At 71.4% G+C, this 13,224-nt stretch carries 13 protein-coding genes; 7 read left to right on the top strand and 6 right to left on the bottom strand.

Annotated elements, in window-relative coordinates:
* Positions 1-104: 104 nt before the first annotated feature.
* Positions 105-1,025: an SDR family NAD(P)-dependent oxidoreductase gene (locus ABZ848_RS03435; RefSeq protein ID WP_360824528.1), complete on the top strand. Its 921-nt coding sequence runs from the start codon at positions 105-107 to the stop codon at positions 1,023-1,025.
* On the opposite strand, the gene ABZ848_RS03430 is transcribed toward ABZ848_RS03435, so the two are convergent.
* The 3 genes from ABZ848_RS03430 to ABZ848_RS03420 form a co-directional block, all read right to left on the bottom strand.
* On the bottom strand, positions 1,022-3,583 hold the full coding sequence (locus ABZ848_RS03430) for a cellulosome protein (RefSeq protein ID WP_360824525.1): 2,562 nt from the start codon (positions 3,581-3,583) through the stop codon (positions 1,022-1,024). The two genes, ABZ848_RS03435 and ABZ848_RS03430, sit on opposite strands and share 4 nt — an antisense overlap.
* 126 nt (positions 3,584-3,709) lie before the next feature.
* Complete coding sequence (locus tag ABZ848_RS03425) at positions 3,710-4,249, bottom strand: MarR family transcriptional regulator (RefSeq protein ID WP_360824522.1); 540 nt, start codon at positions 4,247-4,249, stop codon at positions 3,710-3,712.
* Positions 4,246-5,907 (bottom strand): FUSC family protein, encoded by a 1,662-nt coding sequence (locus ABZ848_RS03420; protein ID WP_360824519.1) that lies wholly within the window; start codon positions 5,905-5,907, stop codon positions 4,246-4,248. The genes ABZ848_RS03425 and ABZ848_RS03420 overlap by 4 nt, the downstream gene beginning before the upstream one ends.
* Before the next feature lie 187 nt (positions 5,908-6,094).
* On the opposite strand from ABZ848_RS03420, the gene ABZ848_RS03415 reads away from it, so the two are divergent.
* From ABZ848_RS03415 to ABZ848_RS03400, 4 genes are all read left to right on the top strand, one after another.
* Complete coding sequence (locus ABZ848_RS03415; protein WP_360824517.1) at positions 6,095-6,637, top strand: DUF5134 domain-containing protein; 543 nt, start codon at positions 6,095-6,097, stop codon at positions 6,635-6,637.
* Between the two features lie 90 nt (positions 6,638-6,727).
* Positions 6,728-7,663 (top strand): M56 family metallopeptidase, encoded by a 936-nt coding sequence (locus ABZ848_RS03410; RefSeq protein WP_360824514.1) that lies wholly within the window; start codon positions 6,728-6,730, stop codon positions 7,661-7,663.
* 91 nt (positions 7,664-7,754) lie between these two features.
* Positions 7,755-8,426: a phosphatase PAP2 family protein gene (locus tag ABZ848_RS03405; RefSeq protein ID WP_360824511.1), complete on the top strand. Its 672-nt coding sequence runs from the start codon at positions 7,755-7,757 to the stop codon at positions 8,424-8,426.
* Positions 8,427-8,435: 9 nt separating this feature from the next.
* Positions 8,436-9,125, top strand: coding sequence for an HAD-IA family hydrolase (locus ABZ848_RS03400; RefSeq protein ID WP_360824508.1), 690 nt, complete (start codon positions 8,436-8,438; stop codon positions 9,123-9,125).
* Positions 9,126-9,148: 23 nt separating this feature from the next.
* Here the strand turns inward: ABZ848_RS03400 and ABZ848_RS03395 are convergent, their stop codons facing one another.
* On the bottom strand, positions 9,149-9,397 hold the full coding sequence (locus tag ABZ848_RS03395) for a DUF2630 family protein (protein ID WP_360824505.1): 249 nt from the start codon (positions 9,395-9,397) through the stop codon (positions 9,149-9,151).
* 242 nt (positions 9,398-9,639) lie between these two features.
* Between ABZ848_RS03395 and ABZ848_RS03390 the strand changes: the two genes are divergently transcribed.
* Positions 9,640-10,365: a helix-turn-helix domain-containing protein gene (locus tag ABZ848_RS03390; protein WP_360824503.1), complete on the top strand. Its 726-nt coding sequence runs from the start codon at positions 9,640-9,642 to the stop codon at positions 10,363-10,365.
* On the opposite strand, the gene ABZ848_RS03385 is transcribed toward ABZ848_RS03390, so the two are convergent.
* Positions 10,353-11,855, bottom strand: a complete 1,503-nt coding sequence (locus ABZ848_RS03385) for a hypothetical protein (RefSeq protein WP_360824500.1) — start codon at positions 11,853-11,855, stop codon at positions 10,353-10,355. The two genes, ABZ848_RS03390 and ABZ848_RS03385, sit on opposite strands and share 13 nt — an antisense overlap.
* A gap of 97 nt (positions 11,856-11,952) precedes the next feature.
* On the opposite strand from ABZ848_RS03385, the gene ABZ848_RS03380 reads away from it, so the two are divergent.
* A complete protein-coding gene (locus tag ABZ848_RS03380; RefSeq protein WP_360825801.1) occupies positions 11,953-12,606 on the top strand; it encodes a DUF305 domain-containing protein in 654 nt (217 codons plus the stop codon).
* Positions 12,607-12,631: 25 nt separating this feature from the next.
* Here ABZ848_RS03380 and ABZ848_RS03375 read toward each other — a convergent pair whose 3' ends face one another.
* Complete coding sequence (locus tag ABZ848_RS03375) at positions 12,632-13,105, bottom strand: DUF6214 family protein (protein ID WP_360824498.1); 474 nt, start codon at positions 13,103-13,105, stop codon at positions 12,632-12,634.
* Positions 13,106-13,224: the final 119 nt, after the last annotated feature.

Genomic DNA, 13,224 nt, shown 5'->3' with positions numbered 1-13,224 from the left:
CCGGTCCAGGGTATGGGCACGGCACTGGCCGGCGCGGGAGACGACGGTGAGCGTGGGGTGCGCCGGACGGGACTCCGTCCGGCGGTCCGCCGAAGGGGTCACGTATGAAGTCCACCGTCGTCATGACCGGCGCGAGCCGCGGCATCGGCCGGGTCGCCGCCGAGCGCATCCTGCGCGCGTCGCCCGACACACACCTCCTGGTCGTCACCCGCGACTCCACCGCGCCACGCCTGCCCGGCGCGGGCGATCACGCGGTCTCCCAGGTCTGTGCCGATCTCGCCTCTCAGGACAGCGTCCGGTCGGCCGCCGCCGAGATCCGGGATCGCATGAGCAGCGGTGAACTCCCGCCCCTGCGCGGCTTCGTGGGCAATGCCGGCATCCAGTACACGAACGCGCTCACCACCGGTCCCGAGGGCTTCGAGGCCACCTTCGCCGTCAACGTCCTCGCCAACCACCTGTTCGTCCGCCTGCTGGAGGAGCGGTTCACCGCTCCCGCCCGGATCGTGATCACCGCCAGCGACACGCACTTCGGCGACCTCAGGCACAACCTGGGCCTGGTTCCCGGCCCGGTCTGGCGCTCCCCCGACGTACTCGCGCGCCCGGGTGCCTTCCCGAGGCCCGGAACAACGTCCGCCGGTCGCACCGCCTACTCCACGAGCAAGCTGGCCGTCATCCACCTCGTCCACGAGTACGCCCGCCGCCTGCCCACCGGGATCGAAGTCCTGTCCTACAACCCCGGTTTCGTCCCCGGCACCGGTCTCGCCCGAGACGCGGGCCCCCTCTCCAGGTTCGCGATGCGGCGCATCCTGCCCGCGATGACCCTCACCCCTTTCGCCACCGGCCCGACCACCGCGGGCGGTCACCTCGCCGACCTCGTCCTCGGCAAGGTCCGGGCACCGACCGGGTCCTACGTCGACCGCGGTCGCGTCGCCCGGTCCTCGCAGGAGTCGTACGACCCCGGCCGCGAGGCCGAGTTGTGGGAGACCGTCGAGCGGCTGACCGGACTGCCGGGAAGCGGCGGCTAGTTCGGCACGGCGAGTGGTGTCACCGTGATCTGGTCGATCACCGGGGCGTAGGCGGAGCGCTGGCCGTGCTGGTTCCGGCTTCGGCCGTCGAAGTCGGGGAGTTCGTCGGCGGTGAAGGTGACGGTGTTGGCGCCCTGGTCGAGGGTGACGGGGACGGACAGCTGCCAGAAGTTGTTGAAGTGGAAGGTGGTGGGGAACAGGACGCGGTGCGGGGCCGCTCCGTTGACGGAGATGTCCGCGTGACGGCAGACCGGGTCCGGGTTGTAGTGCGTGGCCGGCGCCTGCTCGCCGTTGGAGTAGCGGATGGTGAGGGCGTGGCGGCCGGGGTGCTCGGCCGTCACCGTGAGGGTGAGGGAGTTCGCGGGACCGGCGCCGATGCCGTCGACCGCTTTTCCGCCGGTGGCGTACGGGTATCCGGTCACCTTCGCCGTGCCGGTCAGGATGCCTTCCTCGGCGGCGGTCACTCGCGTCGGCAGCAGCCCGCGGGACGGGCCGACACACAGCCGGTCGACCACCAGCCGCTCCGAAGTCCCGGTCACCGTCACCTTGTTGATGCCCCCGGCCAGGAAGAGAGGCACTTCACCGCGCTCGACGCTTCCTACTTCCTCGCCGTTGACCGTGAGCAGGCCGTCGCCGGCCCCCAGCAGGTCCACGGTGACCGTCGCCTCGCCGTCGTCGGCCGCCTGCACCCAGAAAGTGACGGTGCCGCCGCGCGGGAGGCTCACGGCACCGGGGCCGGAGGCGCCGGGCTCCGTGTAGTCGACGCGCGCTCCCCCACCGAGTGACCCGAACTCGGCGTCGTACAGCACCACTTGACGCTCGTCCCGCAAGGCGATGTCCAGCTTGTCGACGACGGCGTCGCCCTTGGTCGTACCGAGGTCGGGGTCCTGGGCGGCGAGGGTGATCCGGTGCGGTCCCGCGGTGAGTTCGACGGTCGTGTCGGTGTGGCCCCACACCGCCCACTTGTAGCCGAGCGGCAGCCGCAGCTCGCGTGCGTCCCGGCCGTCGACCCGCAGGAAGACATTGGTGGGGCCCTGCTCGCGTACCAGCTCGGCCTCGTTGTGGGAGTTGGCGAAGATCCGGAGGTCGTACGTCCCGTCCTGCGGGACCTCGACGTCGAAGGCGAGGACGAGGTCGGAGCCGGTGCGCAGGCCGCCGACGTGGTGGCCGCCCGAGGTCGCGAACTTGTCGACGTCGGACGGGGACCCCTCGGGACCGTTCTTCGTGTAGCCGCCGCCCGTGTGCTCCGCGTCCTCCGCCTCGTACGTCCGCCGCCAACCCACCGACGGCGGAAGCAGGTTGGCACCGTTCCCGCCGGGGGCGACGATCAGCTGGTAGGCCGACATCTCGTCCAGGCCGGTCAGCGGCAGCCTCACCCGGCCTTCCACCACCGGCAGTTCGATCTCCCGCAGCAGCAACGGCTGTTCACTGGAGCCGACTTGGCCGGTCCACGGGATCTCCTGAAGCCGCAGATGCACCCGTCCACCGAAGACCCCTTCGTCGATGCCCTCGACGACCACGTCCGCCGCACCGCTCGCGCCGCCGAACAGCACCCGCGCCTGCCGCTTCTCCCGGTCGAGCGCGGCGACGCCCTGCAGCGTGTACTGAACATTGGGATGCGGCGCCGTGACCTGGACGGTGTTCCCGGACAACTGGCCATACGCGTTGAACAGCCACCACTGCCCGTTGCCCTTGTTGGCCTCGACCGCGGAGTCGTTGAGGTTGCCGGCGATGTTCCAGTACGCCAGGTCGGCGTCGACCTTGCACTCCTCGATCGCGGTGATCCACTGGATCATCTGCCCGGGAACGGAGAGGTGGTAGTTGTGCGCGTACTCGTTGAGGTTGACGGGCAGCGGACCGATGTCCAACTCCCGCTCCAATTCACGGTACTTGGCGACGTTTGTGCGGACCTCGTCCGGCGAGGACAGCTCGTGCCAGGTGACCACGTCGGGCAGTACGTCGTGATCGCGGGCGAACTCCAGGAAGCCGCGCACCTCCGGGTAGAGGACGCAGGTGTTGGGCCCGGCGATGCGCGCCTCGGGGTCCAACTCCCGGATGAGGCGGTACGCCTGTGTCCAGGCCGCGAAGAAGGGGCCGGGCTCGGTGTGCCAGGAGACGCCGTCGTAGCTCCACTCCCCCGTGCCGAACATGTTGCCCTCGGGCTCGTTGAACGGCACGTACACCACATGGGACTTGAGCTCGCCGAGCGTCCGCGTCTGCTCCACCTGGCGGCGCAGGACGTCCAGGTGGTTCGCGAGCCGTTCCCTTCCCGTGGCGCCGGGCCATTCGTAGGGAAAGCCGCGGTGGAAGTCGGGGATGTAGACGTAGACGTCCTTGCCGCCCGCGGCGACGAAGGACGGGAGGATCTCCAGGGCGTCGGCGCCGGGGTGCTGGATGCCGTCCTGGGCCTTGGTGGTGACCGTGCGGACGTACATGCCCTCGACCACGGCCCGGCTGGGCACCCCGTCGCCGTACAGGCCGTAGAGCGTGCCGCTCGCGCCGCCGTGGAAGGGGCCGGTCCCGGTGGCCAGGTCGACCGTGAGCGTCTCGGCTGTCACGGCATCCCTCTTTCGTTCGGCATGTCGTACGCCAGTCGGTGTTCCGAACCGGCCTGGTCGAACGTAAGGAGTCGCGTCGATCACGTCAACGGTCCTCCGGCCTCCGAAACTTCCGAAAGCCGCCGCTCAGGCGCGCAGCGCGCCGAGGCGGCCTTCGAGCTGTCCGAGCAACTCGCCGAGCAGTCCGGCCAGTTCACCCTGACCCTGCGGGTCGAGGACGGACAGTACGGCGGTCTCGTAGGCGAGTTGCTCGGGCAGGATGCCGTCGACCAGGTCGCGGCCCGCTTCCGTGAGGCGGAGGTGGGCGACGCGGCGGTCGCGGGCGTCGACACGGCGCTCGACCAGGCCCCGCTCGGTGAGCTGCTTGAGGCGTTTGGTGACGGCGGCGCCGGAGGAGAAGGTCTCGCGGGCCAGTTCGCCGGGGGTCAGTTCGTGGCCGGTGCGGCGCAGGGCGCCGAGCAGGTCGAACTCGGGGCGGCTGAGGCCGGCCCGGCGCAGCGGGGCGTCCTCGGCCTGCTGGAGGAGGGCGGCGCAGCGGTTGATGCGGCCGATGACCTCCATCGGGCCGGTGTCGAGGTCGGGGTGGACGGCCTGCCACTGCCGGACGACCGCGGAGACCGTGTCGCCCCCGGTCGCGTCCGCCCGCCGTCCGTTCGCTGCCGTCATCGCCGTACGCCCTCCGTTTTCATGTCCGCGTGCAGCCCCTGGTGCCGGACCGTCGCCGCGAGCGTACGGTGTCCGGCCTGCTCGGCGCGCACGACCCGCTCCTGGGGCAGCGCGCGCTGCCACCACTCGCCGGACGCGGCGTCCGCGGTGGCGCGCAGGTCGGCGAGGGCCGCGGTGAGTGAGCGGCGGGCGGACTCCAGGGCGGCGGGTGCGGGGTCCGGCTCGCCCAGGAGGCGGGCGGTGCGTTCGCGGGCGCGCTCGACGGCGGTCAGGGCGTGTTCGACGCGGTCGCCGGTGCGGCGGTTGGTGACGGCGATGGCGGCGAGGAAGCCGACCAGGGCGCCGACGAGGGTGTCCAGGACCCGCTCGGTGATCAGCTGCCCGGGTTCCTGCGTCCGGGCGAACTCGGTGATGAGCAGCGCCATCGGGGTCACGCACACGCTTCCGAGCCAGTAGTTGCGGCCTATCAGCGCCTCGGCCCCGAAGTTGAAGGCGAGGCAGAGGAGGACGAGGAGCACCTGGCTGAGATGCGCGAGGGGGATGACGGCGGCGAAGAGGAGGACGCCGAGGAGGTTGCCGACGACGCGCTGGACGCCGCGGCTCCAGGTGAGGGCGAGGTTGGCCTGGTAGAGGGAGGCGGCGGTGACCAGAGCCCAGTAGGGGCGGCCGACACCGAGGGCGAGGGAGGCGTAGCCGGCGAGGGCGCAGCCCAGGGCGGTGCGTACGGCGATGGGGGCGAGCGGGCCGAGCCGCTGCCACAACGGGCGGGCGGGGGCGGCGAGTTCGGCCTCGACACCGAGCAGCTCGTCGGCGGCGGCCGGGTCGTGGACCTGCGGGAGCGGGCCGGTGCCGGTCAGCTCGCGGGCCCAGGCGCGCAGCCGCTCGGGGTCGGTGTCGGCGGGGGCGGCGAGGGCGACTTCGGCACGGACGAGGAGGCGTTCCAGGGCACGGCGAGTGTGGGGGTCGCGGGCTGCGAGGAGTGTCTGCCAGGCGGCTTGGATGGCGGCGGCTGCGCGGTGGCAGGGGTGGGGGTGGGGGTCGCCGGCTTGGGTTTCGGCGTAAGCCGCAGCCGCGTTCAGGGCCTGGGCGGTGGCACGGCGTTCCGGGCCGTGGGGGCGCAGGAGGCCGGGGGCCATGCCGACGAGCCAGGCCCAGGCGCCGGCCGCGAGGGCCAGGGCGAGGTGGCCGGGGATCGGGGTGAGGGTCTGCGGGGCGAAGAGGGAGGCGGAGCTGATGAAGGTGAGGACGACGTTGCCCGGGGGGCCGATGCGGGTGGCGTCGCACAGCGCCTTCTGGGCGGCGGCCAGCAGGGCACCGACGGTGACGAGGACGACCGCGCTGGTGGTGAGGGACGCGGTGAGCAGCGCGACAGCGAGCCCGGCGATCATGCCGAGGATCACCCCGGCCAGGGTGCGGGCCCGGGCGGCGTAGGGGCGGTTGTGGGCGTAGAGGGCGCACAGGGAGCCGGCCATCGTGTACATCGCCAGGTCGAGCCGGCCGAGGGCGAGGAGCGTGAGGTTGGGTGGGGCGACCGAGGCGACGACGCTCAGGGCGGGCTTGAACCAGATGTCGGACGGGCGGCCCAGGTGGAGGGGGGTGGTGAGGGGGAGGCGGCGGGGGCGTGGGGTGGTGGGGGCCGGGGTCCTGTCCAGTGTCATGTGACATAACATTAGCAGGTGTTTTACTCGTAAAGGACTTCCGGGGAATCCCCCACACCCGAGGCGCCCACGCCCCTCACCTCCCGTGCCCCCTCGAATGCTCCCCGTGTACACCCTTGCGCTCGCGTGCGCACCGCGTCGCCGGGGCATCGACGGACTGTCGACACCGTTGAGCGGGGAGGTGCGTGTGCACGGACCGGCTTCGCCCGGCTGGCTGCTGGTCGCGCTGTGTGCGGCGACCGGCGCCTACTGTCTGCTGCGGATGCGCAGCACGGTCGAGGAGCAGCGCCGTTCCGCGGGCGGCGAGGCGCTGATGGGCTTCGGGATGGCCGCCATGGCCGTACCGGCCGCGGTGTTCAGTCCGCCGTCGTGGGCCTGGCCCGGGTATGCAGCGCTGTTCGGCGCGGCCACCCTGCGCGCCCTGTGGTCGGCGCGGACCAGCCCCCACCACCTGCACCACCTGGTCGGCACCTCGGCCATGGTCTACATGGCGATCGTGATGGCCGCCTCCCCCGCACACCACGCGGGCCACGGCTCCCCCTCCGGAATCCCCTTCCTGACCGGAGCGTTGCTGCTCTACTTCACGGTCTACGTGCTGTCGTCCGGCGCCCGGCTGATACCGGTGGCCGCGGGTGGCGGGGCCGTGGCCTGGGGCGACCGGCCGGAGCTGGCGCGGGCGTGCCGGCTGTCGATGGGGATCGCGATGGTGGCGATGCTGATCACGCTCTGAACGGTCGTACGCCACGGGCAACCGTTGCTTGCGTCACTTTGCCGCGACGGCCCGTGCCCCGGCGGGCGCCGCGCTCATAGGGTGATCGCCATGATGGTCCCCGCGGCACTGTTGCTGCTCGGCGCGCTGACCGCCGTGGTCGCCCCTCGGCTGCTCGCCCGGGCCGACTGGCCGGACCATGAACCGGTGGTCGCGCTGTGGGTGTGGCAGTGCGTGGTGGCGGCCGTACTGCTGTGCTGTGCGCTGTCCATGACGCTGAGCGCGGCGGCGGCCTGGCAGGCGGTGCGCGGGCATGTCTTCGCCTCGGCACCGCACGCGGTCGTGGAGGCGTATGCCCTGCGGGGGACCGGCCCTTGGGCGGCGGCGACCGCGGTGACGCTGGCGTGCGCCGGGTTGTGGAGCGGGGCGATGCTGGTCCGGGAGGTCGTACGGGCGCGTGCGGGCCGTCGGCAGCGGCGGGCCGAACTCCTCGTCCGCGCACCGCTGTTGCCCGGCGAGGAGGCGGTGGGCGGGCGGCTGGTCGTGCTGGAGGGCGAGCGGGCGGACGCGTGGTGGCTGCCGGGGTCCGCGCCCCAACTTGTGGTGACGACGGAGGCGTTGCGGCGCTTGAAGGGGCGGCAGCTGGATGCCGTACTCGCGCACGAGCAGGGGCACGCGCGGGCTCGGCACGACTGGCTGCTGCACTGTTCGGGCGCGCTGGCGGGTGGGTTTCCGCAGGTGCCGGTGTTCGCGGCGTTCCGGGACGAGATGCACCGGCTGGTGGAACTGGCGGCGGACGACACGGCGTCCCGTCGGCACGGGCGCCTGACGACCGCGCTGGCGCTGGTCGAACTCAACGAGGACCGGGGCGTGTTCGGCCCCTCCCCCACCACCCGGACCCACGTGACCCAACGGGTCCACCGCCTCCTCACTCCGCCGGCCCGCCTCACGCCGGCCCGCCGCCTGGGCCTGACGGCGACGGCGACGCTGGTACCGGTGGTGCCGGTGCTGGTGGCGTTCGTGCCGGGGTTGCGGGCGCTGGGGTAGCCGCAGGGTGCGTCATGCCCAGGTCCGGCGGGAACCCCCTCCCCCACCCCGGCATTCGCCTCGCACCCCACCGGTCGGCGAGGATCACTGTATGCACACCCCGCCCGTCGACTCCCCGCCCCACCCGCCGGGCCACCGCATCACCGCCCGCGCCGCAGCCGCCCTGGCCGCCGCCTCGCTCCTTCTGCTCATCCTGGTCGCGGCCGAGTGGCACCCCCTGATCAGCCTCGACGGCGATGTCGCCCGCACCACCCACCGCTGGGCCGTCGACGAGCCGGGCCTCACGCACACGTTCCGCATCCTGACGGACTGGGTCTGGGACCCCTGGACCATGCGCCTGCTGACCTCGCTGGTCGTGGTGTGGCTGCTCTGGCGGCACGCGGCGTGGTGGACGGCCCTGTGGCTGGCGGCCACGGTCACGCTCGGCAACGTCCTCCAGCAATCCCTCAAGGCCGCCCTCGACCGTCCCCGCCCGACCTGGCCCGACCCCGTCGACACGGCCCACTACGCGGCCTACCCCTCCGGCCACGCCATGACGGCGACGATCGTCTGCGGCGCCGTCGTATGGCTCGTCCACCACTACGACGCGCCCCGCCCCCTGCGCCGCACGACCCTGTGGCTGGCCGCGATCTCGGCGACCGGCGTCGGCCTGACCCGCGTCTGGCTGGGCGTGCACTGGCCGTCCGACGTGGTGGGCGGCTGGCTGCTGGGGGCGATGGTGGTGACGCTGGCCGTGCTGGTCCACCGGCGATGGGGACCATAAGATCCACCCATGCGCGCCGTCCTCTTCGATTTCTCCGGCACCCTCTTTCGTATCGAGTCCACCGAGGCCTGGTTGCGGGCCGTGCTCGATGATGCCGGGATCGTGCTGCCGGAGCCGGAGTTGGTGCAGGCCGCGAAGGGGCTGGAGGTGGCCGGGGCGCAGCCGGGTGGGGTGTTTCCGGAGCGGTTGCCCCAAGGGCTCGTCGAGTTGTGGCGGGTGCGGGACGAGAGTGCCGAGGCGCATCGGGCCGCCTATACCGGGCTGTCGCGTCAAGTGCCGCTTCCCCGCGCCGACTTGCACGACGCGCTGTACGCGCGGCACATGACGCCGGCCGCCTGGGCGCCGTACCCGGATGCCGTCGAGGTGCTGCGCGGGCTCAGCGAGCGCGGTCTCGGCATCGGTGTGGTCAGCAACATCGGCTGGGATCCACGCCCCGTCTTCGAGGCGCACGGCCTGGACCGTTTCGTCGACGCGTACGTCCTGTCGTACGAACACGGCATCCAGAAGCCCGACCCACGGCTGTTCGCGACGGCCTGCGCGGCGCTGGACGTCGAGCCGCGCGACGCCCTGATGGTCGGTGACAGCGCGGAGGCGGACGGCGGCGCGGTGGCGCTCGGGTGCCGGTTCCATCTCGTACGGCATCTGCCCGTGCTGGAGCGGCCGGACGCGCTGCGGCCGGTGCTGGACCTGGTCGGCTGACCCGCCGCCCCCGGCCCCGGCGCCTACTCCAGATACCCTTCCACCTGCGAAGACGGCCGTACCCGCGCCTCGTCCGGGTTCTCCCCGAACTCCGTCTTCGCGCGCCGCTGCCGCAGCAGGTCCCAGCACTGGTCGAGCTCGCGTTCCAGTTCGCCGAGCCGCTGGTGTTCCGTCGTGCTGTCGATGTCACCGGCCGCCAGGGACTCCCGCAGCTTGCGCTCGTCCTCGACCATCGCCGTGATCCTGGCCAGGATCTGCTGGTCCTGCTCCATCTCCGCACGCTCCTCGGCTCGGCACCACAGCCACTCTAGGGACGCCCGGGCCGCGCTGCGAGGTGATGTGGAGATCCCGTGGTGGTCGCCTGAGGACACCTTCGGGTCGGGAAGACCGCCCGCCTGAGACGATCCCCCGCGTCGCCCCAGACGGACGGCAGCCCCCACCAGGCCCTTCGGGGCCTTGGCGCGGCCCCGCCGAGTATAGTTGGCTGGCAGCCAGTCAACGACGGAGTTACAGCATGTCCCCGCGCAGCGCCTCGGTCAATGAAGAGTTGCGGAGACGTTCCCGCGAGCGGCTCCTGCAGGCGGCCGTCGAGCTGGTGAGCGAGCGCGGGTACGAGGCGACGACGCTCGCCGACATCGCGGACCGGGCGGGCTCGGCGCGCGGCCTGGTGTCGTACTACTTCCCCGGAAAGCGGCAGCTCGTGCAGTCCGCCGTGCACCGGCTGATGCACCGCTCGCTGGAGGAGGCGCTGGAGAGCGAGCCGCCGACGCAGGACGGGCGGGAGCGGATGGCCCGGGCCATCGACGCGATCCTGGGGCTGGCCCGGGACCGGCCCGTGCTGATGCGCCAGCACATGGCGGGGCTGCTGCAGGCGGAGGGCTTCGTGCAGTGCCCGGAGCAGAAGCGGCTGGCCGAGCTGCTGCGGGACACCGTCGCCCGGCACGGTTCGCGGGATGTCGACAGCGACTACCCGATGCTGCGCTCGCTGCTGATGGGCGCCGTCTACGCGATGGTGCTGCCGAACGTGCCGATGCCGATCACGACCCTGCGCGCCGAGCTGTTCAAGCGGTACCGGCTGGACCCGGCGATGGGCGTCCCGCCGGACGCCGTACTGGCGGCCGACGGGACACACCGGATGGATCTGTCACGCTTCTTCGCGACCGGCGACGAATCGGAACCCGCCGCCCAGACCGCCCGGCCGGTCACCGAACCGGCCGTCGAGCCCGGTCAGTCGAAGTAGTCCGGCTGGGTCTGGACGTTGAGCTCGTCCAGCCGTACCCGCTTCGCCGGATCGGTGCGCCGGTCGGTGAGCTTCAGGACGTCGAAGCCCTTGGCGATGTCGTTCGAGTAGATGTAGCCGTTGTAGTAGTACGCCGACCAGGCACCGCCGACCTGCAGGGTGTCGGTGGACAGCGGGCCGCGCTCGAAGTAGGCGATCTCCTTCGGCTTGGCGGAGTCGGTGAACTCCCAGACGGAGACGCCCCCTTGGTACCAGGCCTGGACCATGATGTCCTTGCCCTTGACCGGGATCAGCGAGCCGTTGTGGGCGACGCAGTTCTCCGTGTCGGCCTGGTGGCGCGGGATCTTGTAGTAGCTGCGGAAGACGAGCTTGCGCTTGTCGCCCTTGCCAACGATGTCGTAGATGCCGTCGGCACCCCGGTTCGGACCGATCGCCGCGTTGCAGGTGGCCGCACCGCCGCCGCCCAGCTCGTCGGTGAACACGACCTTGTCGGCCTTCTGGTTGAAGGTCGCCGAGTGCCAGAACGCGAAGTTGACGTTGTCCTGGACCTGGTCGATGACCTTCGGGTGCTCGGGGTCCTTGATGGAGAGCAGGATGCCGTCGCCCATGCAGGCCCCTGCGGCCAGGTCCTTCGAGGGCAGCACGGTGATGTCGTGGCAGCCGGTGGTCTTGGAGACGCCCGGGTTGGTGGGCGAGCCCGGGTTGCCGCCGCCGTCGGGTCCTTCGCCCGGGAAGAGCACCGGGAAGTTCACCACGGCCGCCTGCTCCGGGTGACTGCGCGGCACCTTGATGACGGAGATGCCGTCGTGCGGCGGCTGGCAGTCCGGGTAGGTGGCGCTGGGCGAGTACGAGGAGACGTAGATGTAGACGTTACGGCGCTCCGGCACCAGCGAGTGGGTGTGCGAGCCGCAGGCGGTCTCGACGGCGGCGACGTACTTGGGGTTCTTCTTGTCGCTGATGTCGAAGACCTTCATGCCCTCCCAGGACGACTTCTCGGTAGCGGGCTGCGTGGTGCTGTTGCAACTGCTGTCGGTGCGCGAGGAGTCGGTGGACAGGAAGAGCAGGTCACCGGAGACGGAGATGTCGTTCTGCGAGCCGGGGCACAGGACTTGGGCGACCGTCTTCGGCGCGCCGGGGTTGCTGATGTCGAAGACACGGAAGCCGTCGTAGTTGCCGGCGAAGGCGTACCTGCCCTGGAAGGCGAGGTCCGAATTGGTGCCGGCGAGGGCGTCCTTGGGGATGTTGACCAGGGGTTCGATGTTGGCGGAGTGGACGATCTGGTCCTGGCCGGGTATCTCGCCGCTCGCGATGGCCTCGGCCGCCTCGGCCCGGGCGCTCTTCGACACCTCCTTGCCGGTGGCCGGGGCGTCCCCGGGGTCGGGGGTCGCGGCCGCCGGTCCGGCGGTCAGCAGTGCGGCCAGGAGCCCGGCCGCGGCGGCGGCAACTCCCAGGCGTCTGCGTCGCGTTCGGAGCTGGTTCAACAGGGTCACTGTTTCCTCCCTTGTTCCGTTCGTGGCGGAACGGTTCACGCATCACCGCAGTATCGTCTTCACCATGCACAGATCAACAGAGGGCAACGAACTCGCAATGAAGGTTTTCGGCCGGTCATGGAGAGCCCTGGCCGCGGCGGCACTGGCCACCGCGGCGTTGGTCGCACTGACGGGTTGCGACTCGAACGCCGAGGCCAACTCACCTGCGGTGAGCGGGCCTTCGGTGATCGCGCCGGGGAAGCCGGGCGAGGAGAACCGGACACTTTCCGCCGCCGACGCCACCGAGCAGCGCGCCGAGGACGACGCCCCCAATTCGGCGGACGTCTCCTACGCCCGCAAGATGATCGAGCACCACACCCAGGCCCTGGAGATGACCGAACTCGCCCCGGACCGCGCCGAGTCGGGGCAGGTGAAGCGGCTGGCCGAGCGCATCGCCGCCGCGCAGGGGCCCGAAATCAAGGCCATGCAGGGCTGGTTGAAGACCAACGGCAAGAGCGAGAAGGCCGATGGCCACGATCACGCGAGCATGCCCGGCATGGCGACGGACGCCCAGCTGAAGAAGTTGCGCGCGGCCGAGGGAAAGGCCTTCGACCAGCTCTTTCTCACCCTGATGATCACCCATCACGAGGGCGCGATCACCATGGCGACCGAGGTGAAGGCACAGGGCAACAACATCCTGATCGAGGAGATGGCCGACGACGTGGTCGCCCAGCAGACGAGCGAGATCGGCAGGATGCGCGACCTGCTGTGACCGTCGGCGGCCTCAACGCCCTTTGTCAGCGGCGTGCGTGACGTGGCGTCAGGAATCCCGCGTCCCGCGCCTGCGAGATGAGCCTGAGCGACTTGCGGCGGCTGTGTCCCGTCGCGCACATCACCGCGAGGACCGGATCGACGCCCTCTTCCTGTGCGGCCCGGTACTCCTGCGCGACGAGCCAACGGCCCTCGATGCCCCGCGGCCAGGCGGGACGGGCACGCCGCGAGCCCGTCTCCCCCTCGGCCTCCTCGGACGCCTCCTCGCCGAGGCCGCACGCCTCGAAGAGCGGGTCCTCGATCCAATCCGCGAGCAGGGCCAGGTCGTCCAGGGACAGCGCGGGCTGGGCCCGGACGTCCTCCAGGGAGACGCTCCCCTCGCCGACCACGGCGAGGGCGTCGACCCGGGCGCCGTCGGGGAACGCCAGCCGGACGGTGAACCAGGCCGTCGTGACCGCGCCCGCGCCCTCCTGTACTTCCCACGCGGGCCACACGGACACCGTGCCGTCCGTCGGACAACGATCAGAAAGATTAAGAAAGGATGCTTCTAGCACACACGCAACGTAACCGCATGATCACATTCCATACGAACGGACACGCACAGGTGCGGCGCGCCGAC

Source organism: Streptomyces sp. NPDC047081, from assembly GCF_040643775.1.
Lineage (GTDB): Bacteria > Actinomycetota > Actinomycetes > Streptomycetales > Streptomycetaceae > Streptomyces.
Note: the sequence above shows the minus strand (reverse complement) of the source record. Positions and strands in the feature narration are given on the sequence as shown.